General features: G+C 67.3%; 25 protein-coding genes and 2 tRNA genes. 11 read left to right on the top strand and 16 right to left on the bottom strand.

Annotated features, from left to right (window positions below; all coding sequences use genetic code 11):
• Position 1 precedes the first annotated feature (1 nt).
• The 7 genes from D7I44_RS08515 to pknB are packed head-to-tail and all read left to right on the top strand — an operon-like array spanning position 2 to position 9,043.
• The gene (locus D7I44_RS08515) at positions 2–694 is read left to right on the top strand and encodes an FHA domain-containing protein (protein WP_120789102.1); all 693 of its coding nucleotides are present in this window, start codon (positions 2–4) and stop codon (positions 692–694) included.
• Entirely contained in the window at positions 691–1,362 is a 672-nt protein-coding gene (locus tag D7I44_RS08510; RefSeq protein WP_120789101.1) for an FHA domain-containing protein FhaB/FipA, read from the top strand. Before D7I44_RS08515 ends, D7I44_RS08510 begins: the two co-directional genes overlap by 4 nt.
• A 5-nt stretch (positions 1,363–1,367) precedes the next feature.
• Entirely contained in the window at positions 1,368–2,609 is a 1,242-nt protein-coding gene (locus tag D7I44_RS08505; RefSeq protein WP_120790863.1) for a PP2C family protein-serine/threonine phosphatase, read from the top strand.
• Positions 2,599–4,029 carry an FtsW/RodA/SpoVE family cell cycle protein gene (locus D7I44_RS08500; protein ID WP_425459327.1) on the top strand — a complete coding sequence of 477 codons (1,431 nt, stop codon included), beginning with the start codon at positions 2,599–2,601 and terminating at the stop codon, positions 4,027–4,029. Before D7I44_RS08505 ends, D7I44_RS08500 begins: the two co-directional genes overlap by 11 nt.
• Positions 4,026–5,483, top strand: a complete 1,458-nt coding sequence (locus tag D7I44_RS08495; RefSeq protein ID WP_120789100.1) for a peptidoglycan D,D-transpeptidase FtsI family protein — start codon at positions 4,026–4,028, stop codon at positions 5,481–5,483. The genes D7I44_RS08500 and D7I44_RS08495 overlap by 4 nt, the downstream gene beginning before the upstream one ends.
• On the top strand, positions 5,480–7,270 hold the full coding sequence (locus D7I44_RS08490; protein ID WP_120789099.1) for a protein kinase domain-containing protein: 1,791 nt from the start codon (positions 5,480–5,482) through the stop codon (positions 7,268–7,270). The genes D7I44_RS08495 and D7I44_RS08490 overlap by 4 nt, the downstream gene beginning before the upstream one ends.
• 45 nt (positions 7,271–7,315) lie before the next feature.
• Positions 7,316–9,043 (top strand): Stk1 family PASTA domain-containing Ser/Thr kinase, encoded by a 1,728-nt coding sequence (gene pknB, locus D7I44_RS08485; RefSeq protein ID WP_120789098.1) that lies wholly within the window; start codon positions 7,316–7,318, stop codon positions 9,041–9,043.
• Positions 9,044–9,058: 15 nt separating this feature from the next.
• On the opposite strand, the gene D7I44_RS08480 is transcribed toward pknB, so the two are convergent.
• From D7I44_RS08480 to D7I44_RS08475, 3 genes are read right to left on the bottom strand one after another with little or no spacing between them, the layout of a single operon-like run.
• On the bottom strand, positions 9,059–9,697 hold the full coding sequence (locus tag D7I44_RS08480) for an anthranilate synthase component II (protein WP_120789097.1): 639 nt from the start codon (positions 9,695–9,697) through the stop codon (positions 9,059–9,061).
• Positions 9,694–9,855 carry a hypothetical protein gene (locus D7I44_RS18145; RefSeq protein WP_162940152.1) on the bottom strand — a complete coding sequence of 54 codons (162 nt, stop codon included), beginning with the start codon at positions 9,853–9,855 and terminating at the stop codon, positions 9,694–9,696. Before D7I44_RS18145 ends, D7I44_RS08480 begins: the two co-directional genes overlap by 4 nt.
• Positions 9,855–10,634, bottom strand: a complete 780-nt coding sequence (locus D7I44_RS08475) for a class E sortase (protein WP_245980144.1) — start codon at positions 10,632–10,634, stop codon at positions 9,855–9,857. Before D7I44_RS08475 ends, D7I44_RS18145 begins: the two co-directional genes overlap by 1 nt.
• Positions 10,635–10,712: 78 nt before the next feature.
• Between D7I44_RS08475 and D7I44_RS08470 the strand changes: the two genes are divergently transcribed.
• Entirely contained in the window at positions 10,713–10,955 is a 243-nt protein-coding gene (locus tag D7I44_RS08470; RefSeq protein ID WP_120789096.1) for a cell division protein CrgA, read from the top strand.
• A gap of 114 nt (positions 10,956–11,069) precedes the next feature.
• On the opposite strand, the gene D7I44_RS08465 is transcribed toward D7I44_RS08470, so the two are convergent.
• Together D7I44_RS08465 and D7I44_RS08460 are read right to left on the bottom strand one after the other, a co-directional pair.
• On the bottom strand, positions 11,070–11,936 hold the full coding sequence (locus D7I44_RS08465) for a rhomboid family intramembrane serine protease (protein WP_120789095.1): 867 nt from the start codon (positions 11,934–11,936) through the stop codon (positions 11,070–11,072).
• 23 nt (positions 11,937–11,959) lie between these two features.
• Positions 11,960–12,499, bottom strand: coding sequence for a peptidylprolyl isomerase (locus D7I44_RS08460; RefSeq protein WP_120789094.1), 540 nt, complete (start codon positions 12,497–12,499; stop codon positions 11,960–11,962).
• 115 nt (positions 12,500–12,614) lie between these two features.
• Between D7I44_RS08460 and D7I44_RS08455 the strand changes: the two genes are divergently transcribed.
• A complete protein-coding gene (locus D7I44_RS08455) occupies positions 12,615–13,136 on the top strand; it encodes a DNA helicase (protein WP_120789093.1) in 522 nt (173 codons plus the stop codon).
• Positions 13,137–13,141: 5 nt separating this feature from the next.
• Here D7I44_RS08455 and D7I44_RS08450 read toward each other — a convergent pair whose 3' ends face one another.
• Positions 13,142–13,564, bottom strand: coding sequence for an NUDIX hydrolase (locus D7I44_RS08450; protein ID WP_120789092.1), 423 nt, complete (start codon positions 13,562–13,564; stop codon positions 13,142–13,144).
• Between the two features lie 33 nt (positions 13,565–13,597).
• Between D7I44_RS08450 and D7I44_RS08445 the strand changes: the two genes are divergently transcribed.
• Positions 13,598–14,527, top strand: coding sequence for an alpha/beta hydrolase fold domain-containing protein (locus D7I44_RS08445; RefSeq protein ID WP_120789091.1), 930 nt, complete (start codon positions 13,598–13,600; stop codon positions 14,525–14,527).
• On the opposite strand, the gene D7I44_RS08440 is transcribed toward D7I44_RS08445, so the two are convergent.
• The 3 genes from D7I44_RS08440 to D7I44_RS08430 all read right to left on the bottom strand — a co-directional run bounded on the left by D7I44_RS08440 (position 14,512) and on the right by D7I44_RS08430 (position 16,000).
• Positions 14,512–14,910, bottom strand: a complete 399-nt coding sequence (locus D7I44_RS08440) for a PPOX class F420-dependent oxidoreductase (protein WP_120789090.1) — start codon at positions 14,908–14,910, stop codon at positions 14,512–14,514. The two genes, D7I44_RS08445 and D7I44_RS08440, sit on opposite strands and share 16 nt — an antisense overlap.
• An 8-nt stretch (positions 14,911–14,918) precedes the next feature.
• Positions 14,919–15,497 (bottom strand): dihydrofolate reductase family protein, encoded by a 579-nt coding sequence (locus tag D7I44_RS08435; protein WP_120789089.1) that lies wholly within the window; start codon positions 15,495–15,497, stop codon positions 14,919–14,921.
• Positions 15,498–15,583: 86 nt separating this feature from the next.
• Positions 15,584–16,000 carry a DUF1801 domain-containing protein gene (locus D7I44_RS08430; RefSeq protein WP_181445610.1) on the bottom strand — a complete coding sequence of 139 codons (417 nt, stop codon included), beginning with the start codon at positions 15,998–16,000 and terminating at the stop codon, positions 15,584–15,586.
• Between the two features lie 141 nt (positions 16,001–16,141).
• On the opposite strand from D7I44_RS08430, the gene D7I44_RS08425 reads away from it, so the two are divergent.
• Positions 16,142–16,324 carry a hypothetical protein gene (locus tag D7I44_RS08425; RefSeq protein WP_120789087.1) on the top strand — a complete coding sequence of 61 codons (183 nt, stop codon included), beginning with the start codon at positions 16,142–16,144 and terminating at the stop codon, positions 16,322–16,324.
• Between the two features lie 66 nt (positions 16,325–16,390).
• Here the strand turns inward: D7I44_RS08425 and D7I44_RS08420 are convergent, their stop codons facing one another.
• The 7 genes from D7I44_RS08420 to gyrB all read right to left on the bottom strand — a co-directional run bounded on the left by D7I44_RS08420 (position 16,391) and on the right by gyrB (position 23,417).
• The gene (locus D7I44_RS08420; RefSeq protein ID WP_162940151.1) at positions 16,391–16,786 is read right to left on the bottom strand and encodes a hypothetical protein; all 396 of its coding nucleotides are present in this window, start codon (positions 16,784–16,786) and stop codon (positions 16,391–16,393) included.
• Between the two features lie 14 nt (positions 16,787–16,800).
• The gene (locus D7I44_RS18140; RefSeq protein ID WP_162940150.1) at positions 16,801–17,316 is read right to left on the bottom strand and encodes a hypothetical protein; all 516 of its coding nucleotides are present in this window, start codon (positions 17,314–17,316) and stop codon (positions 16,801–16,803) included.
• A gap of 800 nt (positions 17,317–18,116) precedes the next feature.
• Positions 18,117–18,189: transfer RNA gene (locus tag D7I44_RS08415), tRNA-Ala, on the bottom strand.
• Between the two features lie 18 nt (positions 18,190–18,207).
• A tRNA-Ile gene (locus D7I44_RS08410) sits at positions 18,208–18,281 on the bottom strand.
• A 92-nt stretch (positions 18,282–18,373) separates the two neighbouring features.
• Positions 18,374–18,784, bottom strand: a complete 411-nt coding sequence (locus D7I44_RS08405) for a DUF3566 domain-containing protein (RefSeq protein WP_120789085.1) — start codon at positions 18,782–18,784, stop codon at positions 18,374–18,376.
• Positions 18,774–21,365, bottom strand: coding sequence for a DNA gyrase subunit A (gene gyrA, locus D7I44_RS08400; protein ID WP_120789084.1), 2,592 nt, complete (start codon positions 21,363–21,365; stop codon positions 18,774–18,776). The genes D7I44_RS08405 and gyrA overlap by 11 nt, the downstream gene beginning before the upstream one ends.
• A gap of 45 nt (positions 21,366–21,410) precedes the next feature.
• Complete coding sequence (gene gyrB, locus D7I44_RS08395; RefSeq protein WP_120789083.1) at positions 21,411–23,417, bottom strand: DNA topoisomerase (ATP-hydrolyzing) subunit B; 2,007 nt, start codon at positions 23,415–23,417, stop codon at positions 21,411–21,413.
• Positions 23,418–23,484: the final 67 nt, after the last annotated feature.

Here is a 23,484-nt window from a genome sequence, read left to right as displayed (position 1 = left end):
CGTGGGCTTCCTGGACAGCATCGAGAAGGGGCTGGAGCGCGCCGTCAACGGCGCCTTCGCACGCACCTTCCGCTCTGGCCTTCAGCCCGTCGAGCTCACAAGCGCCCTTCGGCGTGAGATGGACACCAAGGCGGCGGTCGTCGCACGCGACCGCATCCTCACCCCCAACGCCTTCACCCTGCGCCTCTCGCCCGCCGACTACAAGCGCATGCGCGGCATGGGCGAGACGCTCACCGACGAGCTCACGAGCTTCGTCACGAAGCACGCCGGCTCACAGCGCTACCAGTTCGCCGGCGCCGTCTCGATCGAGCTCGAGAGCGACGACCAGCTGACCACCGGCGTGCTCGAGATCGAGTCGGGCAACGTGAAGCAGGACATCGCGTGGACCCCTGTCGTCGACGTCAACGGCGCCCGCCACCAGCTCACTCACGCCCGCACCGTGATCGGCCGCGGCAGTGAAGCCGACATCACGGTCGACGACACGGGCATCAGCCGCCGCCACCTCGAGATCGCGTGGGACGGCAACCGCGGCGAAGCCCGCGATCTCGGCTCGACCAACGGCAGCAAGCTCAACGGCGAGCCGCTCGGCCGCTCCGTGCTCGAGCCCGGCGACATCATCACCGTGGGCCGCACCCGCGTCGTCTTCAACGTGGTGCCGCGCGCCGAAGTGCACCGGCCCGGGGGCCGCGCATGAACCCCAGCTCGCTGACGCTGCTGCTGCTGCGCATCGCGTTCCTGATCATCCTGTGGGTGTTCGTCTTCGTGATCGTCTACGCGCTGCGGGGCGACCTCTTCGGCACCCGGGCGAAGAAGCTGCCGGAAGCAGCGGCCGGCGGTCAGGCATCCCGCGCGCCCTCGACCCCGCCGTCCTCAGCCGCTCTCGCACCGCCGCCTGCCGCATCGCCGGCCGCCGCCTTCCCGGCTGCACCGCAGCCACCGCCCCCGCTTGAGGACCCTGAGGAACTCGGCAGCGGCAGCGAGCATCCGCTCGCGGGCCTCGCGATCGACCGCACCGGTTCTGTCCCCGTGGTTCCGACCGCGAGCGGGAAGCGCACGCACGCGACCGTATTCAACGCGTCGAAGCTTGTGATCACGGGCGGCCCGCGCACCGGTGTCGAATACGAGCTCACCGCCGAGCCGCTCACGATCGGACGCAGCAGCGAATCGGGTCTCGTGATCCGCGACGACTACACGAGCACGCACCACGCGCGCCTGATGCTGTGGAACAACGAGTGGATGCTGCAGGATCTGGATTCCACGAACGGCACCTACCTCGACGGCGAGCGCGTGACCGCTCCGGCCCAGATACCGCTGGACACGCCGATCAAGGTCGGCATGACGACCTTCGAGCTGCGGCGGTGACCGTGGTGGCGTCCAACACGAGGGGCGCCGCGGTCAGCAATGTCGGCCGGGTGCGCAGCAACAATCAGGACTCGGGGTATGCCGGTCACGATCTGTTCCTCGTCGCCGACGGAATGGGCGGCCACGCCGGCGGCGACGTGGCGAGCGCCATCGCGACGAACCACATCAAGAAGGTCGACCACGAGTACGACGACCCCGAGGTGGCGCGGGAGGCGCTGAAGGCGGCGCTGCTCGAGGCGAACGCGGCCCTGGCGGACACGGTCTACGACCACCCCGAGCTCACCGGCATGGGCACGACCGTCAGCGCGTTCATCCGCGTCGGCGACTATGTCGCGCTCGCACACATCGGCGACAGCCGCATCTATCTGTGGCGCGAGGGCGAGCTCAGCCAGATCTCGACGGACCACACCTTCGTGCAGCGCCTCGTCGACACCGGTCGAATCACCGAGGAAGAGGCCGCGGTGCACCCCCGCCGCAGCGTGCTGATGCGCGTGCTCGGCGACGTCGACGCGAACCCCGACGTCGACTCGTGGATTCTCGAGACGCACCCGGGCGACCGGTGGATGCTGTGCAGCGACGGGCTCTCCGGCGTCGTCAAGCCCGATCTGATGGGCCGGATCCTCGCGAGCCCCGCCTCGCCGAAGACGGTGGCCGACCGACTGCTCAAGGCCGCTCTCGACGGCGGCGCCCCCGACAACGTGACAGTCATCGTCGTCGACATCGACCGCGGCGATCAGCCGCACGAGCCGATCACGGTGGGCTCGGCCGCTGCACCGATCTCGCATGTGACGGAGACGTCGCGCCCGCGCGCCGCACGCCTGCCGCTGCCCTCTCTGCTGCTGCACCCCAACCGACCCGCGCAGGTCCCTACCCATTTCGAGCCGCAGACCGAGGACTACCTCGGCGAGCTCATCGAGGAGGACGAGCGCCGCCATCGCCGCCGCCGCGCGTTCTGGATCAGCTTCGCCGTCATCGCCGCGATCGTGCTCGCCCTCATCGGCGTCGTCGGCTACCGCTGGACCCAGACGCACTACTTCGTTGGCATCGCGCCGGACGGCAACGTCGCGATCTTCCAGGGCGTTCAGCAGTCCATCGGGCCCTGGCACCTCTCGCACGTGTACCGCTCGACTGACATCTCCGCAGACGACCTCACCGATTTCGAGCAGCAGCAGCTGCGTCAGACCACCAGCCCCGCAGGCCTGCCCGTGGCCGAGCGCATCGTGAACCAGTTGAGACATGGCGGCTGAGTCGAGCGCGAGCGCGGGGGCCGCGCAGAGGACCGGCATCGTCACGGCGATGACGAGCGTGGTGCCGCGCATCCGGATGCCCAGGCGGCTGCGCAACCTCGAGTTGGGTCTTCTCGGGTTCGCCTTCGCGATCGTCGTCGCAGCCGAGGTGCTCGTGCAGCTGGGCGCCCTCGGCCACATCGACGGGTCGCTGGCGTTCTTCGGCATCGCGCTCGGCATCCTCGTCTTCGGCGTGCACCTCGCCGCGCGCCTCACCGCACCCGACGCAGACCCGTTCATCCTGCCCATCGCGACGCTGCTCAACGGCCTCGGCATCGCGATGATCTACCGCCTCGACATCCACGCGGGCACGAGCGGCTGGGCTGCGGCATCCGTCCGTCAGATCGTGTGGGCGGCCTTCGCGATCATCTGCGCGATCGCCGTGCTGGTCTTCGTGCGCAACCATCGCTCGCTGCAGCGCTACACGTACCTGAGCGGGCTGATCTCGATCGTGCTGGTGTTCGTGCCGCTGCTGCCGTTCATCGGCACGCGCAACGAGTCGGCCAAGGTGTGGATCCAGCTCGGGCCGCTCAACTTCCAGCCCGGCGAGATCGCGAAGATCACGCTGGCGGTCTTCTTCGCCGGCTATCTGGTGCAGCGGCGCGAATCGCTGGCCGCCGTCGGCACCCGGATTCTGGGTGTGACGTTCCCGCGGGTGCGCGACCTCGGCCCGATCGCCGTGCTGTGGGTGCTCACCCTGCTCGTCATCCTGTTCGAGCGCGACCTCGGCACCGGTCTGCTCTACTTCGGGCTGTTCGTCGCGATGATCTACGTCGCGACGGGGCGCACCAGCTGGGCGCTGCTCGGCATCGTCGCGCTCGTCGGCGGCGCGTGGGCCGTCGACGGGCTCTCGAGCGTCATCCCCAATCTCGGCTACGTGCACGGCCGTTTCGAGAACTGGCTGCACCCCTTCGCCAGTGCGCAGTTCGGGTCGTCCGGCGGCAGCTACCAGCTCGTGCAGGGGCTGTTCGGCCTCGCGCACGGCGGCCTCGTCGGCACAGGGCTCGGCCAGGGCCAGCCGTACATCACGCCCGTCGCCGACAGCGACTACATCTTCGCGAGCCTCGGCGAGGAGCTCGGGCTGATCGGCGTCTTCGCCCTGCTCTGCCTCTACATGCTGTTCGTCGCCCGGGCGTTCCGCATCGGCTTCGCCAGCGAGGACGACTTCGGCAAGCTGCTCGCCATCGGCCTCGGCTTCGTGGTCGCCCTGCAGACCTTCGTGGTCATCGGGGGCATCACCCGCGTCATCCCCGTCACCGGCCTCACCGCGCCGTTCCTCGCGGCCGGCGGCTCGTCGCTCGTCGCGAACTGGATCATCGTCGCACTGCTGCTGCGCCTCTCGGACACCGTCCGCAACCAGCCGAGGGTGGTGGCCTCATGAACCGCGAGCTGCGCCGCGTCAGCCTCTTCGTGCTGCTCATGTTCATCGCCCTTTTCGTCGCGTCGAGCGCGATCCAGGTCGGCTACGCCGACCAGCTCAACGCCGACAGCCGCAACACCCGCGCCGTCAACGACACCTACAACGTGCAGCGCGGCTCGATCATCGTGGGCGGCAAGCCGATCGTGCAGTCGACGCCGACTTCCGACCGCTTCAAGTGGCAGCGCACCTACAGCCAGGGTCCGCTCTACTCGGCCGTCACCGGCTACCTCGCCGTCAACGGATCCTCGACGGGCATCGAGGCCGCCATGAACCAGGAGCTCTCCGGCACCTCGAACGCCGACTTCTTCAGTCGGGTGAAGAACATCATCACGGGAAAGCACCCCCAGGGGAACTCCGTCGAGCTGACGATCGACCCCGTGGCCCAGAATGCGGCGTACGAGGCGCTCGGCAACAAGCAGGGCGCGGTCGTCGTGCAGGAGATCGACACGGGCAAGATCCTCGCGATGGTCTCGAAGCCCGACTTCGACCCGAACAAGCTCGCGGTGCACGACGACGCCACCTACCGTGCGAATTATCAGGCGCTCGAGGAGGCCCCGGGCGACCCCCTCGTCAACAAGGCGATCACCGATCTGAACCCCCCTGGGTCGACGTTCAAGCCGGTGGTCAGCTCTGCCGCCTTCGGCACAGGCGACTTCACGCCGGACACCGAGCTGCCGAACCCCTCGGCGCTGCAGCTGCCCGGCAGCTCCCTCGTGATCCACAACGACACGGGCGCGGCCTGCCAGGGCGACAACGGCGGCAACGTCTCGATCGAGAACGCCCAGGTGTGGAGCTGCAACATCCCCTTCGCCGAGCTCGGCGCGAAGCTCGGCAGCTCGACCATCAAGAGCCAGGCAGAGGCGTTCGGGTTCAACCACAAGTTCTCGATCCCGATGCCGGTTTCGGTGAGCAAATACCCGGGCTACGACGATCCGGCCGAGCTCATGCAGAGCGCATTCGGCCAGCAGAGCGATGTGGCGACGGCGCTGCAGATCTGCATGGATTCCTCAGCCATCGCCAATGGCGGGGTCGTCATGCAGCCGAACGTCGTCGAGTCCGTCATCACCCCGGATCTCGCGAGGCAGCAGGTGTTCCAGAAGGAGCAGTTCGGCCGAGCGATGAGCGCAGCGACCGCCCAGACCGTTACCCAGATGATGGTCAGGGGCGTCGACCAGGGCACGGGAACCAATGCGAAGATAAGTGGGGTCAGCGTGGCAGGAAAGACCGGAACGGCGCAGAACGGCGACAACAAGCCGTACACGCTCTGGTTCACCGGATTCGCCCCGGCTGACGATCCGAAGTTCGCTGTCTCAGTGGTCGTGGAAGACGGCGGCGGACTCGGTCAGAGCGGCAGCGGGAATTCGGTTGCGGCCCCGATCGCACGACAGGTACTTGAGGCGGTGCTGAACAAATGAGACCTTCGGCAGGGCTCACTTTCGGTGGGCGATACCAGCTGCAGTCGCGGATCGCCATCGGCGGCATGGGCGAGGTGTGGCAGGCGACCGACCAGGTCATCGGGCGCACCGTCGCGATCAAGATCCTGAAAGACGAGTACCTCGGCGACCCGGCGTTCCTCGAGCGCTTCCGCACGGAGGCGCGGCACGCGGCGCTCGTGAACCACGAGGGCATCGCGAACGTCTTCGACTACGGCGAGGAGGACGGCAGCGCCTTCCTCGTGATGGAGCTCGTGCCGGGCGAGGCGCTCTCGTCGATCCTCGAGCGCGAGGGCCACCTCTCCGCAGACCGCACGCTCGACATCGTCGCGCAGACGGCGTCTGCGCTGCAGGCCGCCCACGCGGCGGGCCTCGTGCACCGCGACATCAAGCCGGGCAACCTGCTCATCACACCGGAGGGACGGGTCAAGATCACCGACTTCGGCATCGCGCGCGTCGCCGACCAGGTGCCGCTGACCGCGACCGGCCAGGTGATGGGCACCGTGCAGTACCTGTCGCCCGAGCAGGCGAGCGGGCACCCGGCATCCCCCGCAACAGATATCTACTCGCTCGGCATCGTCGCCTACGAGTGCGTCGCGGGCCGTCGGCCGTTCACGGGCGAGTCGCAGGTCGCGATCGCGATGGCGCAGATCAACGAGGCCCCGCCCGAGCTGCCCGGTACCGTGCCCGAGCCGGTGCGGAACCTCATCATGGCGTCGATCGCCAAGAATCCGAGCGATCGCCCGGCGTCGGCCGCGCACCTCGCCCGCGCCGCGCAGTCGCTGCGCCGCGGAGACGTCGCGAGCGCGGCGGCCGCCGTGCCCGCCGTGCTGGGCGGGGCGACGTTGACGGCCGCCACGCAGCTCATGCCGTCCGGCGCCGCCGCCCCGACGTCGGCGACGACCCTCTATCCGACGGTCAGCGCGCTGGCGACGTCGGACAGCCCCGCTGCGCGCGCCGAGGCCGCGCGGCAGACCAAGAAGCGCAGTCCGTGGACGATCCCGCTCATCGTCCTCATCGTGCTGCTCGTCGGCGCGCTCGCCTGGGCGATCATCAGCCAGTTCGTCGGCGGCGGCACGCCCGAGCCGACGGCGACCGAGACCAGCCACTCGCCGGTCGCGACCCCGACCGACTCCCCGTCGCCGACAGCCGACAGCGGCCTCATCAACCCGAACGACTACGTCGGTCTGTCACAGGCCGACGCGACGGCGAAGCTGAACAGCAACGGCTGGCACAACGTCACCGCCGACACGTCGAAGCACGCGACGGATGCCGACAGCGTCGGCCAGGTCTATGACATCGACCCGACCCAGCAGGTGCCGTTCGACCTGCAGGTCACGCTCTATGTCTACGGTTCGCTGGTGCAGCCGAGCGCGCCGGCGGCGGCACCGACGGTGCAGAGCATGTCGCCGAACGGCCCGCCTGCAACGCCGGGAACTCAGATCACCTTCGCCTTCGGCAACGACTCGTGCCCCTCGAACCAGACGCTCACGGGTCGCCGCCTCTACGTGAACGGGACGCAGGTGCAGCAGGTCGACGGCTCCACGCCGACCGCGCAGTGGACCGCCTCGAGCAGCAACGCCGGCTCGACCGTCACCGTCACCTACTCGATCCAGTGTGCCAACGCCAATTGGTCGGCGCAGTCGCCTGCACTCTCCGTGCCGGTGCAGTCGGCCTCACAGCCCACTCAGACTCCGACCGCCCCGCCTGCGGGCGAGGGCGGCGGGACCGACGGCGGAACGAGCGGCACCGCCGCCACGAAGCCGTGAGGGTTCAGCCAGACCCCAACCAACGATTGCTACCCTGATCGCCAAATGAGCACTGAGGAACTTGCGGTGACGCCCGACACGAGGCGTGTGATCGCCGGGCGCTACCAGGTGGGTGAGCTGCTCGGCCGCGGCGGCATGTCCGACGTGCACAAGGGCATCGACAGCCGGCTGGGTCGCACGGTCGCGATCAAGCTCCTCAAGCCGCAGCTCGCGACGGACCCTGCGTTCCGCACCCGCTTCCGGCAGGAGGCTCAGGCCGCTGCCCGCATGGCGCACCCCACGATCGTGCGCGTGTTCGACGCGGGCGAAGACACGGTGCGCGACGCGAACGGCAACGAGGTGCAGGCGCCCTTCATCATCATGGAGTACGTCGACGGCGCCCCCCTCGACGAGCTCGTCTCGCGCGGGCAGATCGACCCCGTGCATGCGATCCGCATCACCGACGGCATTCTCACGGCCCTCGAGTATTCGCACCGCGCCGGAGTGGTGCACCGCGACATCAAGCCGGCCAACGTGATGATCACACGCCAGGGCCAGGTCAAGGTGATGGACTTCGGCATCGCCCGCGCGATCAGCGAGACCTCCGCGTCGCTGTCGCAGACGACCGCGATCCTCGGCACGGCCAACTATTTCTCCCCAGAGCAGGCCAAGGGCGAGCAGGTGGATGCCCGCACCGACCTCTACTCGACCGGCGTCGTGCTCTTCGAGATGCTCACGGGCCGTCCGCCCTTCCAGGGCGAGACGCCCGTCGCGGTCGCCTACCAGCACATCAGCGAGATCCCCGCGAAGCCGTCCAGCATCAACCACCGGGTCTCGCCGGCGCTCGACGTGGTCATGCGCAAGGCCCTGCAGAAGGACCGTTTCGAGCGATACCAGACGGCCGCCGAGTTCCGCGCAGACCTCGAGACCGCCGCGCAGGGCAAGGTGCCGCGTGCGCCCAAGCATCCTGATCACTCGGACGCCCTGTTCGGGCCGCCGCCCGCGCAGGTGTCGAAGGCCGAGTCGACGATCCGACAGCTCGCCGACGACACCCAGGTCGCACGCACGCAGAGCCGACCGCCGGCGGTGTGGCTGATCACCGGGGTCATCACGGTCATGGCCGTGCTGGCCGCCCTGCTCATCTGGGTGTTCGAGCACAACCCGAGCGAGGTCATCAGCGCCTCGTCGACCACGGTGCCCTCCGTCGAGAACGACAGCCTCGCGCAGGCGCAGAAGGCCATCACGGGCGCACACCTCAAGATCGTCGTCGAATACGAGGCCTCCGGCGCCGTTCCGAAGGGCGCCGTCACCCGCACCGACCCGGCCTCCGGCTTCGTGACGACGCGGAACACCCAGGTCACCGTGTGGGTGTCGTCCGGCGCGCCGACGGTGACCGTGCCGAACGTCGTCACCATGGCCGACAAGGATGCGCAGAAACGGCTCACCGACCTCGGCTTCAAGATCGGCTACGTCCATCAGCAGGACGACCAGTCCCAGCCCGCAGGCACGGTGCTCTCGACCGACCCGGCCGCGAACACGGCAGCGCACAAGGGCGACACCATCAACCTCACCGAGTCGAACGGTCTCGTACAGGTCCCCGACGTGACGAAGCAGCCGATGCAGCAGGCTCAGAGCACCCTCACGGGGCTGGGTCTCGAGGTGCAGCCGCCGCAGGGCGACCAGAGCTGCCCGGTGCAGCAGGGCACCCTGGTGTCGAAGCAGTCGATCGTCGGCGATCAGCCGCAGGGGGCGTCGATCACGCTGTTCTACTGCCTCGGCAACGCGAGCGGCTGAGCCCGGCGCAGCCGGCTACGACGCCTTGAGCAGCGGGTCCAGGTGGGCCGCGCGCTCGCGCGCGCCCGCCAGCCCCGCTGCCTCGAGCCAGTTCCCCAGCATGCGGTAGCCGTCTTCCGTGAGCACGGATTCCGGGTGGAACTGAACGCCCCAGATCGGCGCGCTCGCATGCTTGAGCCCCATGATCACTCCGCCTTCTGTCCGCGCGGTGACGACGAGCTCCGGCGGCACCGTGCCGTCGACGACCGCGAGCGAGTGATAGCGGGTCGCCGTGAACGGCTGCCGCACTCCGGCCCAGAACGCGTCGTCGTCATGGCTTACAAGCGACGTCTTGCCGTGCATCAGCTCTTCGGCGTTGGTGACCACCGCGCCAAAGGCCTCCGCGATCGCCTGGTGGCCGAGACACACGCCGAGCAGCGGAGTCCCCGATTCGAGCGCGGCGCGCACCATCGCGATCGACACCCCCGCGTCGGCCGGTGTTCCCGGTCCGGGCGAGACGAGGACCGCATCGAAGCCGGCCAGTTCGGCCAAGACGTCGGCTTCAGTGAGAACATCGTTGCGGAGCACCACCGTCTCGGCGCCGAGCTCCTGCAGGTACCCGTTCAACGTGTAGACGAAGCTGTCGTAGTTGTCGATCACGAGCACCCGGGTCACGTGCCCACCGTACCCTGGTCGTTCTTGTTCAGAATCCCGTCGATGAGCGGGAAGACCCACTCGAACAGCACGAAGAGCACGGCCGCGAGCAGCACCAGCAGGATGATCAGGCGGAGCCACCATGGGCCGGGCAGCACACGCCACAGTGCGGCGTACATCAGCCCACATCCGATGCGATCGCGGCGGGCGGCGTCGTCGAGAACGACTCGAGCACGGAATACGAGATCAACCGCTCGACGGTGTGGTACGGCGGGTTGCAGGTGGTCATGGTGAGAATCCGGTCGGATGCCTGCGCGCCGCCCTGGCTCGGCACCGGGTCGAGCACCGCCACGTCCGTCGGCTGCACGTACTGGTAGTTGCGGAACGCGTAGGTGTAGAAACCGTCCTTGGTCTGCACGTAGACCTTGTCGCCGAGGCGCAGGTTCTGCACGTGCAGGAAGGTGCTGCCGTAGCCGGTGTCGTGCGCCGCGACCGCGAAGTTCCCCACGGCTCCCGGCATGCCCGTCTTGGCGTAGTGCCCGACGCCTGCCCGCGGGCTGTTGAGCACATCGTCGCCGGTCCCTTCGCGGATCGTGCGCTTCCAGTCGGTGCCGAACCGCGGCACGTAGATCACGGCGATCGGCTGCGCGTTGGCCGGCTCGCTCGCCACAGGTATGGCCGCGTCAGGACCGACGGATGCCTGCCCCGAACCGCCGCTCGCACCGGGCGAGCTGCTCGGTGCGGGCGCCGAGTTCTCGAGCCACTGCTTGCCGAGCTGGCTGGCGGCGCCGTTCTGCTGGCCGTTGAGCACCCAGCTGTTGAAGACGTTCTGCCACGCGATGAACAGCAGCACCAGAACGCCTGCGGTGAGCAGCAGCTCGCCGGCGATGCCGAGGAAGGACACCCGCGCCCGCGGCTTCGCGGGCGCCGTCTCGTTCTCGGTGCGTGGTCGGCTCACGCGGGTGAGTCTAGCCAGGCATCCCGGGCAGTTGCCTTTATACGGGCCGGTCCCGGCCGGGCCCGGTACTCTGGGGCCATGGCTTCAAAGACCCGTAGCAAGCTCACGCCCGAAGAGCGCGCTGCCGCACGCGAACATGCGGGGAACCCCGTCTGGTACAAGCCGCTGATGATCGGATTCATGATCGTCGGCCTGCTGTGGATCATCGTGTTCTACCTGAGTGGTGCGAGCCTTCCGATCCCGGGCCTGAACTCGTGGAACATCCTGATCGGCTTCGCGATCGCCTTCGTCGGCTTCCTCATGACGACGAGGTGGAAGTAGCGGCTCCTTTCCACACACTCATCACACTGGGGATAATTACAGGCGTGTAATTATCCCCAGTGTTATTAAGACTGTGGATAACCCCATCGGTTCTCCACAGTTGTGGACAGTGTCTTAATAACGGAAGACCGGGTAGATGCCGGCCAGCACGGCGACGATGCCGAGCACGATGAGCAGCACGATCTGCAGCGGCAGCTGAGACCTCTTGCGCGTCTCCGTGAGGATGAGGCCGGCCAGCAGGCCGCCGACCAGGCCGCCGACGTGCGCCTGCCAGGCGATGTGCGCGCCGAAGATCGGGATGAAGCCGAACGCGAGGTTGATCACGATCAGCACGATCAACTGCCTGATCGGGCCGCCGAGCTTCCGCTGGATCACGACGAGCGCCCCGAACATGCCGAAGATCGCGCCTGAGGCGCCGACCGCGCCCTGGTTCGGCGCGAGCACCAGCATGCCGACCGACCCGAAGACGCCGCTGATCAGGAACAGCGCGAGATAGCGCCACTTCCCGATCATCGGCTCGAGGATCTGCCCGAAGATCCACAGCGTGTACATGTTCAGCGCGATGTGGATGAGGCTCGCGTGGGCGAACACGCTCGTCAGCAGACGCCACGGCTGGAAGCTGCCGCCGGCGCTGGCCGGGTACGAGAATCCGCCCGCATAGAGCAGCGCATTGGTCACGTGAGAGCCGACGCCCGGGATGTTCTGCGCGATGAACACCGCGACGCACACGGCCATGAGGGCGTAGGTCATCACGGGCTGGCCGCTGCGGCTCAGGAATCCGATTCTTCTGACGGTCTCAGGCCGGGTGCGAGGCGCGCTCGCGCGTGCCTCGCGCATGCACTCCGGGCAGATCACACCGACCGGCGCCGGCGTCTGGCATTCGCCGCAGATGGTGCGGCCGCAGCGCTGGCAGACGACGAAGCTCTGGCGGTTCGGATGCCGGTAGCAGACGTTCGAGTCCGTCTGGCCGCCGTAGCTCATGCGGACTCCTCAGCCGATCCGCGTCAGACGCCCGCGACGTCGACCGACTCGATGACGACGTCGTCGAGCGGGCGGTCGCGGCCGTCGGTCGGCACCGCGGCGATCTTCGCGACGACGGCCTGGGACGCCTCGTCGGCGACCTCGCCGAAGATGGTGTGGTTGCCCTGCAGCCACGGGGTCGGGTCGGTCGTGATGAAGAACTGGGACCCGTTGGTGCCCTTGCCGAGGCGCTTGCCCGCGTTGGCCATGGCGAGCAGGTAGGGCTTGGTGAAGGTGAGCTCCGGGTGGATCTCGTCGTCGAACTGGTAGCCGGGGCCGCCGGTGCCGGTACCGAGCGGGTCGCCGCCCTGGATCATGAAGCCGGGGATGATGCGGTGGAACACCACGCCCTTGTAGAGCGGCTCGTTCGAGCGCTCGCCGGTGGCCGGGTTCGCCCACTCCTGCTCGCCGGTGGAGAGGCCGATGAAGTTCTTCACGGTCTTCGGCGCATGGTTGCCGAACAGGTTGACGACGATGTCGCCGTAATTGGTGTGCAGGGTGGCCACGGCGGTGTGAATCGACATGTCTGCAATTCTTTCACAGGGCGTGTCAATGCCCTGGTGGTGTCCTGGGGGTCAGGTGGCAAGATGGGTTGAAGTTTCGCGCACCCCGTCACCAACCCCGTGGGAGGTAAGCCCGGTGAGTACGTCTCTTTCGAAGAAGCGCCTCAAGGAACTCGACAAGCTCAAGGCTGAGGCGCAGCTGTTGCTCGCGCACCAGCAGGAGGTGCTGGCGCACGCCGGCTCCGTCGCACAGGAGGCGGGCAAGCAGGCTCAGCACCTGACCCGCGAGCAGGTCTACCCGCGCGTGCGCGAAGGCTACGCGAGCTATGTCGCACCCGCGGCCGGCAAGGCCGGCGACCTTGTGAACCGCACCCTTGTTCCCGCGATCGGCACCGCCCTCGGCACGGCGCTCTCCGTCGCCGACATCGCGAACGACACCCGTGTCAAATCGGCTGTCAAGCGCCTGAAGGACGCCTCGGCGAAGGTCTCGGGCAAGGCGCCGGTCCCGGCCAAGAAGAAGACGGGCATCGGCACCTACATCGGCATCGCGATCGGCGTCGCCGCCCTCGCGGGCGTCGCGTACGCCGTGTGGCAGACCTTCCGCACCGACGACGAGCTCTGGGTCTCCGACGAGCCGGAGTCCTCCGCCGAGTCCTGACAGGACTACAGCGCGATACCAGCGAACTTCAGTCCGACTTCGACGAGTCCGACGCGCTTCAGCTTCGCGACCTCGGCGAGATCGAACCACGCCGCCTCGTCGGTCGAGCCGTCGAGTTCGTTGGTGAGCTCGCCGCCGACCACCCGAGCGCGGTAGACGATGCGCAGCGCCTGCAGCGGTTCGGTCGCGCCTTGGAAGCGGTGCTCGGCCGCGACGAGGTGCGAGTCGATTCCGAGGAGCTCGCCGAGCTCTGCCCGATAGCCGGTCTCTTCGAAGACCTCGCGCACCGCGGCATCCGCCGGGTCCTCGTAGGGATCGAGCCCGCCGCCCGGAAGCGTCCAGCCGTTGCTGCCGTTCTCGTTCCAATGCGACAGCAGCATCTTCCCGTCCTCGATGATGATGCAGTACGCAGCGACCCGCAGTGCCATGGCACCGAGCCTAACCGCGGCTAGGTTACGGGCATGACGGATGCTTCGACCGACCGCCCCTCGCCGGCGATGCGATTTGTCTCCGCGCTCCTTCCCGCACTGCGTTACAAGCCGATCATGTCCAGCGAGGCGCGGACGCTGCGGAACATCGCGGACAGCGAGGGCGGGCGGTTCGCGGCGCCGCCCGCCGCGTACCGGCGCGAGTTTCGGATGGGCTGGGAGAAGCTCGGCCCGCTGCACGCCCTCGTCGTCGAGCCCCGCTCAGCACCGGCATCCGCCCGCTCACTCGTGTGGCTGCATGGCGGCGGCTACATCCACCAGTTCGAGACGGCTCACTGGTGGCTCGTCGCGTCGCTCGTGCGCGAACTGGGCGTTCGGGTGATCGCACCCGACTACCTGCTGGCACCGAACGGCACCGGGACCCGGGCCGTCGCCGAGGTGGCCTCACTGCTCGAGGCGGTGGCTCAGCGCGATGGCGTCGCGCCCGTGCTCGCCGGGGATTCCGCCGGCGGCGGCCTCGCCGTCTCGACCGCGCTCGGACTGCGCGGAACCGCGGCCGCGCCCGCGCATCTGGTGCTGGCCGCACCCTGGCTCGATGTGACGCTGCGGCATCCGGAGGTGCCGGATCTGGACACCCGCGACCCCAGCCTCGCCGCACTCGGGCTGCGCATCGCCGGCCGCCTGTGGGCCGCTGAGCTCGACCCGGCGGACGCGCTCGTGAGCCCCGCCTTCGCCGCCGACTATGTCGGCTTGCCCGCGACGTCGCTCGTGCTCGGCACTCGGGACCTGCTCTATCCGGACGCGCGCGACTTCCAGGCATCCGCGCGCACTGACGGTGTCGATGTGGCGAGCTTCACCGCCATCGAGGGCTTCCATGTCTTCTTCGCCGCGAGCCGTCTGCCCGAGGCGCGCGCGGCCCGCGCATGGCTGGCGGCGCGCCTCGCCGACTACTGGGTCGTGTAGCGCTCGATCGACATGACGAGGATGACGCGATCAGGGCTGTCGGCAGGGGGCTGCTGCTCTGCATTGCCGTAGCGCTTGCCGAGGTGCACGTAGAACTCGCCGTCCGGGTCAGGCACTACCGCACTCAGCCGGCCGCGCACCTCGAGGTACTGGAACGGGTTCTCGGGGTTCAGCACCGCGAAGCTCATCGCCGCGTTGTGCTGCAGGTTCCGGTACTTCTGCCGCTTCGTCGTATGCGTGAACCGCAGCGTCTCACCGTCGAAGTCGAACCACATCGGGTTCACCTGCGGGGTGTCATCGGGGCGGATCGTTCCAAGGAAGCCGTAGTTCGGCGCCTCGAGCAGAGGGATCAGGTGGGCAGGGATGATGTCGGCTGCGCTCATGCCCTCATTCAATCAACGGATGCCTCGTAGTCGACGATCAGCACTCCGGCACTCGTCTGCGTGACGCCTGCCAGGCGCAGCGGCAGCGGCGCGTCGAGCGCAGGGAAGACCCGGCCGCCCGGGCCGAGCACGAGCGGGTGGATGAACAGCGAGTACCGGTCGATGAGGCGCGCCACGGTGAGTTGCCTGACGATCTCGCCACTGCCGAGGATGACCAGCGGGTCGTCGCCTGCGGCTTTGAGTTGCGCGACCGCGGCAATCAGCTCGCCGTCGAGTCGCGTCGCATTCCAGCTCAGCTCGGTGAGGGTGCGCGTCGCGACGAACTTCGTGGCCGCGTTGAGGCGCGCGGCCATGATGTTGGACTCGGGCTGATGAGGCCAGAAGGCGATCATCCGCTCGTAGGTCTTGCGGCCGAGCAGGTAGCTCGCTCCCGGCGCCATCGCGTCGGTTCCTGACTTCACGGAGTCGGGCGATTGGTAGGGGATGCCCCACCCGCCGTGCATGAACGAAGGGTCGTCGTCCGGCCCGTCGAACCCTTGCATGACCCCGTCGAGCGTGACGAACTCGACGGCAGTGACCGTGCGCATGCGCGTGACGTTACAACGCCCGGGGCGCGTCCGCGATCGTGATGATGAGGTTCAGCAATCGTGCCGCCGCGCTCGACTGAGGCCGGCTAGTTGTGATGCTCTCGCGCCCGATCGGTGAACGTTCCTGCGGTCAGCGCACGGAAGCTCGCGGTCACGATCTGCTCGAGCACTCCGAGGTCGTTGATCGTCAGGTCGCGCAGATAGAGGCAGCCGACCCCCGATGAGTACGGGCCGAGTCGCCCTAGCAGCTCGTGATGAGTGCCCACGCCGTCCATCAGGTAGATGCTCGTCGCGGCCTTGCGCGGCGCGAACGCCGCGGCCGGAGTGTCGCCCTCGCGACCCGTCGCGTAACGGTAGTGGTAGCCGCCATAGCCGACGATGGAACCCCACAGCTCCGGCTCGAGTCCGGTCACCCGCCCATACAGCTCGAGCAGAACCTCGGCGTCACGCTGCCGCTTCGCGGGAGTGACCCGGGCGATGAACGCGTCGACATCGTCGCTCACACGCTCGACACTAGAGGGGATCCGGAGCGGAGCCTAGGAGATTCGAACTCCTGACATCCTGCTTGCAAGGCTTCAATCGGGTTCATCCGCGAAGCCCGACAGCAGGCGGAAATCGCCGCAGCTCTCGCGATCATCGGCAACGTGCAAACCGCGCACGACATCGCGCCCTGCCTCACCTATTCAGAAGCCGAGGCGTTCGCAATCATGCTCCGAGCGCTCGGCTCTCCCGAGTCGGCCGAGCGCTGGCTCGATAAGCGTGCGATGGGCGACGAGGAAGACGAAATGCACTACGAGCGCAGCGAGCACCTGGCTGCACGGCTGTAGCCGGCGCGGCCGCCAGGCGGCGATCACCATCGGTCCTTATGTTCACCGGCGAATCACTCCCCGGCCTTATTTTTCCCGGCTCTGTTCCAGCTGAGCTGTGGTGGTCTGAAGGTCCGCGGGGACGGAGAGGAAAGCCGTTGGGTCATAACCGGGGCCGTAGGCCAGGTTGTACCCCGCCAGTCGCAATACGGTCTTCGTGAATGCGCGATCGGCGGCAGCGTCAGCGGATTCCGCAAAGACCTCGAAAAGACGGCCGTCGCTGCGCGCCCAGTCGAGGACTTCGATCACGTCGCGAGCGTTGGAGATGCGCCAGTGCTCGGCGTTGAAGGCGAGGGGAACCGTCGGATCGGATCCCCTCGCCCTTGGGGGCAGACTCCAGAACGTCACACGATACGCGGGGTGAGAAGTTACCCACGATTCGTCCTGCCGGTCGATGGGATCCGGGTGCAGCTCTGGAGTCATGGGTCGGCCCTTCCCTACTTTGTCAATGTCGCGGTGACCGTCTCGGTCGAGATGATGCCCTCGCTGTTGGCTACAATCTGCGCGGTGCTGCAGTTCACAGCCGTCGTGTTCCCATAGGCGCTCGGGGGCTGCGGGCCGGAGAATCCAGGAGGCCAGACGATGCTTGTGACTGCCGTACCGTAGAAGTTCCCCGGCGCCACCGTGCAGGACGCGGAGGCATTGCTCTGAGCCGAGGATGTTGCGGCCTTGGTCACCTTTGTTCCCCACCAAGAATTCCCGGTGGTCTTGTACAGGGCCGTCTGCTGGGTGATTGAAGCCACGGGGGCAGTGCACGAAACCGTCGATACGACGTTGACGGTACCGCTGACGTGAGTGGAACCGTGCGGGTTCTGCACGTTAATCGTGCAAGTGATCGAGGCGGCCGCGGCCGCTGGCACCGCCGTCGCTGCTTGGGCGGGCGCCGAGAATCCGACGCCCACAACAAGTGCGGCGATCAGAGCAATTCCAGGAGCGATACTACGGTGTTTCATGTGCCCTCCTAATCGAACGTATAGATATGCATCTGCTGACAGCAAACATCTCAACGGAAGGACGGAGCTATCCCCAACAAAGGGGGTGGCAGCCAAGGTGGGTATTAATCCGCGGCGGGCTCGAAGGTGGCCGTGACTGACCGGGGGAAACACCCAACGAGGCAGCGGCAGTGTCGCCCCCTCTCTAGTGCCGCCCTACTGGCAGCAGTCAGATGCCCCGCAGTCGACCAGCTCGGCCGGATCGACCCGCACCCAGAACTCCCCCAACTGCCGCACGTCATCCTGTGGGCCCAACATCGCTCGCACTCGCTTCGTTCGATGCCCCGATCGGGGCATCTGCCTTGATCGGACCCTACCCATGCGCGCAGCGAAAGGGCGGTCAAGGGCCGCCGCAGGCGGTCCCGAGGGATGCGCAGCGCCCTTGAAGCGAGGAAGAGAATCTTCGCCGTGGCGGGGTCCCCGATATACGGCTCGGGTATCACCTCGAAGTGCAACTGATCCTTGCGAAACCCTGGATCTGAAAGCGCCGGTCGATCAACGGGTGCGATGAAGGGCGGCTCGACCGGAATGCCGATCCAAGGGTTTTCCACGATGCCAGGCTTCCATAGGTGCGGCGCCTGGCCGGGAAGCGCGCATGTGGATCTCGCTAAAGTCTGTGTGAACGCCGCCACCATTGGCGGATCGCTCAGCCCTCCGCGAGCGCAAACTGAATGGCCCGTAAGGAATCGAAGGGGGTCAGGCGGACACGAAGATGTTGACACCTGGCTCGGACCGCACCCCGCGATCCCAATGTTTTCTAGTGGAGCCTAGGAGAATCGAACTCCTGACATCCTGCTTGCAAAGCAGGCGCTCTACCAACTGAGCTAAGGCCCCGTGAAGGAGAAATTTGGGTGGGGCTACCAGGACTTGAACCTGGGACCTCTTCATTATCAGTGAAGCGCTCTAACCGCCTGAGCTATAGCCCCGTGAAACGGACCTGTTAGAGATTACCGGACGATTGCGCGGCGGCGAAATCGGACCGGGAAAACCCTGGGACAGGCATCCGCTCGATGTGAAATCAGTTGTTGGTGAAGCCCACCAGCAGGCCGCCGGTGATCTTCACCGACAGGTTGTACAGCAGCGCGACGACCGCCCCGAGCGCGGTCACGACGATCAGATCGAGGATGCCGACGATGATCGCGAAGCTCATCACATTGCCGAGGCCGACGGCGTCGAGGAGGCCGCTCGAGCTCTGACCGCCGATCGACTGGAACAGGTCGGCGATCGACTTGAAGATGCCGGTCTGGGTCAGCACGGTCCACAGCAGGAACGTCGCGACGATGCCGATGATCGCGAGTGCGAGTCCCGCGAGGAACGAGACCTTCACCGCCGACCAGAAGTCGACGTAGACCAGCTTGAGGCGGACCTGCTTCGACGTGGGGCGCTTGGCCGTCTTGCGGGCGAGTCGCTCGGCGACGCTACTGCTCATCTGTCGGTTCACCCTCCGCCTGGCCCGTTTCCGCGGGCACTGTCTCTTCTGCAGGTTCAGCCGCTTCGGTACCCTCAGCAGCCTCGCCGTCAACGACCTGGCCTCCGAGCTTCCGCTCGACGTTGCGCGCCAGGGCGATGATGCGGTCGTCGTCCGCGAAGCGGGCGAAGACGACGCCCATAGTATCCCGGCCCTTTGCGGGAACCTCTGAGACGGCCGTGCGCACGACCTTGCCGCTCTGCAGCACGACGAGCACCTCGTCGTCCTCGTCGACGATGAGCGCACCGGCGAGATCGCCGCGGTCTTCGACCAGCTTGGCGACCTTGATGCCGAGGCCGCCGCGGCCCTGCAGCCGGTACTGGTCGACCGAGGTGCGCTTGGCGTAGCCGCCCTCTGTGACCACGAACACGAAGCCGGAGTCGGTGACGACGGATGCCTCGAGCAGACTGTCCCCGTCCCGGAAGCTCATGCCCTTGACGCCGCTCGTCGACCGGCCCATCGGCCGCAGCGCGTCATCGGTCGCAGTGAACCGCAGAGACATGCCCTTGCGCGACACCAGCAGCACGTCATCCGAGTTCTCGGCGAGCAGCGCGGAGATCAGCTCGTCGCCCTCGCGCAGCTTAATGGCGATGATGCCGCCGGTGCGGTTGGTGTCGTACTCCTCCAGCGCAGTCTTCTTCACGAGACCGTCGCGGGTCGCAAGAACGAGGTGCGTCGCGACTTCGTAGTCACGGATGTCGAGCACGGCCGCGATCCGCTCGTCCGGCTGCATCGCGAGCAGGTTCGCGACGTGCTGACCCTTGGCGTCACGGCCTCCCTCCGGCACCTCGTACGCCTTGGCGCGGTACACGCGGCCGAGGTTTGTGAAGAACAGCAGCCAGTGGTGCGTCGTCGTGACGAAGAAGTGGTCGACGATGTCCTCGCCGCGCAGCTGCGCGCCGCGCACACCCTTGCCGCCGCGGTGCTGCGAGCGGTAGTTGTCGCTGCGGGTGCGCTTGATGTAGCCGCCGCGCGTGACGGTGATGACCACCTCCTCTTCGGGGATCAGGTCTTCGATCGACATGTCGCCGTCGTAGCCGAACAGAATGTCGGTGCGGCGCTCGTCGCCGAACTTGTCGACGATGTCCGTGAGCTCATCGCTCACGATCGTGCGCTGGCGCTCGGGCGACGCGATGATCGCCTGGTATTCGGCGATCTCGCGCTCGAGCGCCTCGAGGTCGTCGATGATCTTCTGCCGCTCGAGGGCGGCGAGGCGGCGCAGCTGCATCGCGAGGATCGCGTTGGCCTGCAGCTCATCGATGTCGAGCAGCTCGATCAGACCGGTGCGCGCCTGGTCGACGTCCGGTGAACGGCGGATGAGCGCGATGACCTCGTCGAGCGCGTCGAGCGCCTTGACCAGACCGCGCTGGATGTGCGCCTTCTCCTCGGCCTGGCGCAGTCGGAACTGCGTGCGCCGGACGATCACCTCGATCTGGTGGTCGATCCACGCGGAGAGGAAGCCGTCGAGCGGCAGCGTGCGCGGCACGCCGTCGACGATGGCGAGCATGTTCGCGCCGAAGTTCTCCTGCAGCTGGGTGTGCTTGTAGAGGTTGTTCAGCACGACCTTCGCGACCGCGTCGCGCTTCAGCGTGATGACGAGCCGCTGGCCGGTGCGGCCCGAGGTCTCGTCGTTGATGTCGGCGATGCCGGCGAGCTTGCCGTCTTTGACGAGCTCCGCGATCTTGATGGCCAGGTTGTCGGGGTTGACCTGGTACGGCAGCTCGGTGACGACGAGCGCCGTGCGGCCGTTGATCTCCTCGACGTTGACGACGGCGCGCATCGTGATCGAGCCGCGGCCCGTGCGGTACGCGTCGTGGATGCCTTTGACGCCGAGGATCTGGGCGCCGGTCGGGAAGTCGGGCCCCTTGACCCGCTGCATCGCGGCCTCGAGGAGTTCGTCACGGGTGGCCTCGGGGTGCGCGAGGGCCCACAGCGCGGCATCCGCCACCTCACGCAGGTTGTGCGGCGGGATGTTGGTCGCCATGCCGACCGCGATGCCCACGGAGCCGTTGACCAGCAGGTTCGGGAAGCGGGCGGGGAGGACCAGCGGCTCCTGCGTGGAGCCGTCGTAGTTGGGCTGGAAGTCGACCGTGTCCTGGTCGATGTCGCGCACCATCTCGAGCGCGAGCGGCGCCATCTTGGTCTCGGTGTACCGCGGGGCCGCTGCGCCGTCGTTGCCGGGCGAGCCGAAGTTGCCCTGGCCGAGCGCGAGCGGGTAACGCAGCGCCCACGGCTGCACGAGGCGCACGAGGGTGTCGTAGATCGCCGAGTCGCCGTGCGGGTGGTACTGGCCCATCACGTCGCCGACGACGCGCGCGCACTTCGAGAACGGGCGGTCGGGGCGATAGCCGCCGTCGTACATCGCGTAGATCACGCGGCGGTGCACCGGCTTCAGGCCGTCGCGCACCTCGGGCAGCGCACGGCCGACGATGACGGCCATGGCGTAGTCGAGGTACGACCGCTGCATCTCCAGCTGCAGATCGACCTGGTCGATCTTGCCGTGGATGTTCGTTTCGTCGGTACCGGGGGTCTCGTCAGACATGTCTTCTTTTCTTTACGGATGCCGCGGGCCAGGAGTCATGAGGCACTAGACGTCGAGGAAGCGAACGTTCTTGGCGTTCTTCTGGATGAAGTGCCGCCGCGAGTCGACGTCGTCGCCCATCAGAGTCGCGAACACCTCGTCGGCCGCAGCCGCGTCCTCCATGGTGACCTGGCGCAGGGTGCGGGTCTCGGGGTTCATCGTCGTGTCCCAGAGCTCTTCGAAGTTCATCTCGCCGAGGCCCTTGTAGCGCTGGATGCCGTTCTCCTTCGGCAGGCGGTGGCCGGCCGCCTGGCCTGCGGCGAGCAGCGCGTCGCGCTCGGCGTCCGAGTACACGTAGTCATGCTCGGCGTTCGTCCACTTGAGGCGGAACAGCGGCGGCTGCGCGAGGTAGACGTAGCCGAGCTCGATGAGCGGCCGCATGTAGCGGAAGATCAGCGTCAGCAGCAGGGTCGTGATGTGCTGGCCGTCGACGTCGGCGTCGGCCATCAGAACGATCTTGTGGTACCTGACCTTCTCGGGCTTGAACTCCTCGCCGAGGCCGGCGCCGAATGCGGTGATCATCGCCTGGATCTCTGCATTGGCCAGCGCGCGGTCGAGGCGCGCCTTCTCGACGTTCAGGATCTTGCCGCGCAGCGGCAGGATCGCCTGGGTCAGCGGGTTGCGACCCTGCGTCGCCGAGCCGCCGGCCGAGTCGCCCTCGACGAGGAAGATCTCGCAGATCGTCGGGTCTTTGGACTGGCAGTCCTTGAGCTTGCCCGGCATGCCGCCGCCCTCGAGCAGTCCCTTGCGGCGTGCGGTCTCGCGGGCCTTGCGGGCCGCCATGCGGGCGGTCGCGGCTTGAAGACCCTTGCGGATGACGTCACGGGCCGCGTTCGGGTTCCGGTCGAACCAGTCGCCGAGCTGGTCGCCGACCACCTTCTGCACGTAGGCCTTCGCCTCGGTGTTGCCGAGCTTGGTCTTGGTCTGGCCCTCGAACTGCGGCTCGGCGAGCTTCACCGAGATCACCGCGGTGAGGCCCTCGCGTACGTCCTCGCCGGAGAGGTTGTCGTCCCTCTCCTTGAGGATGCCCTTCTCGCGCGCGTAGCGATTGACGAGCGTTGTGAGCGCAGCGCGGAAGCCTTCCTCGTGCGTGCCGCCCTCGTGCGTGTTGATCGTGTTCGCGTAGGTGTGCACACTCTCGCTGTACGCCGTCGTCCACTGCATCGCGACCTCGAGTGCGATCTTGCGCTCGGTGTCCTCCGATTCGAAGTGGATGATCTCGTCGTTGACGATCTCGTTCTTCTTGATCGAGTTGAGGTACTCGACATAGTCCTCGAGGCCGCGGTCGTATTTGAAGACGTCGAGGCGCGCCTCGATCGGCTCGCCCTCCTCGTCGGTCTTCGCCGAGACGCGCTCGTCGCGCAGCTCGATCGTGAGGCCTTTGTTGAGGAACGCGTACTGCTGGAAGCGCGAGCGCAGCGTCTCATAGTCGAACTCGACGGTCTCGAAGATCTTGTCGCTCGGCCAGAAGGTGATCGTGGTGCCGGTCTCGTCGGTCTCGGCGCCCTCGGCGAGGGGTGCCTCCGGCGTTCCGTCGTGGTACCTCTGGGTCCAGACGTGGCCCTGTCGCTTGACTTCGACATCGAGCCTGCTCGAGAGCGCGTTCACCACCGAGGAGCCCACGCCGTGCAATCCGCCAGAGACTGCGTAGCCACCGCCGCCGAACTTGCCGCCGGCGTGCAGGACCGTGAGCACCAGCTCGACGGTGGAGATGCCCTCCGGCTGGTGGATGTCGACGGGGATGCCGCGCGCGTTGTCGATGACCTGCACGCCCCCGTCCGCGAGGAGCGTGACGACGACCCGGTCGCCCGAGCCCGCAAGGTACTCGTCCACCGCGTTGTCGACGATCTCCCACACGAGGTGGTGCAGACCACGAGGGCCCGTCGAGCCGATGTACATGCCAGGACGCTTGCGAACCGCCTCGAGGCCTTCGAGCACCTGGATCTGGTTCGCGCCGTAGCTCTCGTCATCTGAGCCCGTGGCGCCGGCCCCTGTCGTCGGTTCGGTCGTCATGTGAAATTGCGCTCCTGACCCCAGCAAACTAGACGTTTCATCCTATCAGGAGGGGGTCTTGTTCCCG

This window comes from Gryllotalpicola protaetiae (assembly GCF_003627055.1).
GTDB lineage: Bacteria > Actinomycetota > Actinomycetes > Actinomycetales > Microbacteriaceae > Gryllotalpicola > Gryllotalpicola protaetiae.
Note: the sequence above shows the minus strand (reverse complement) of the source record. Positions and strands in the feature narration are given on the sequence as shown.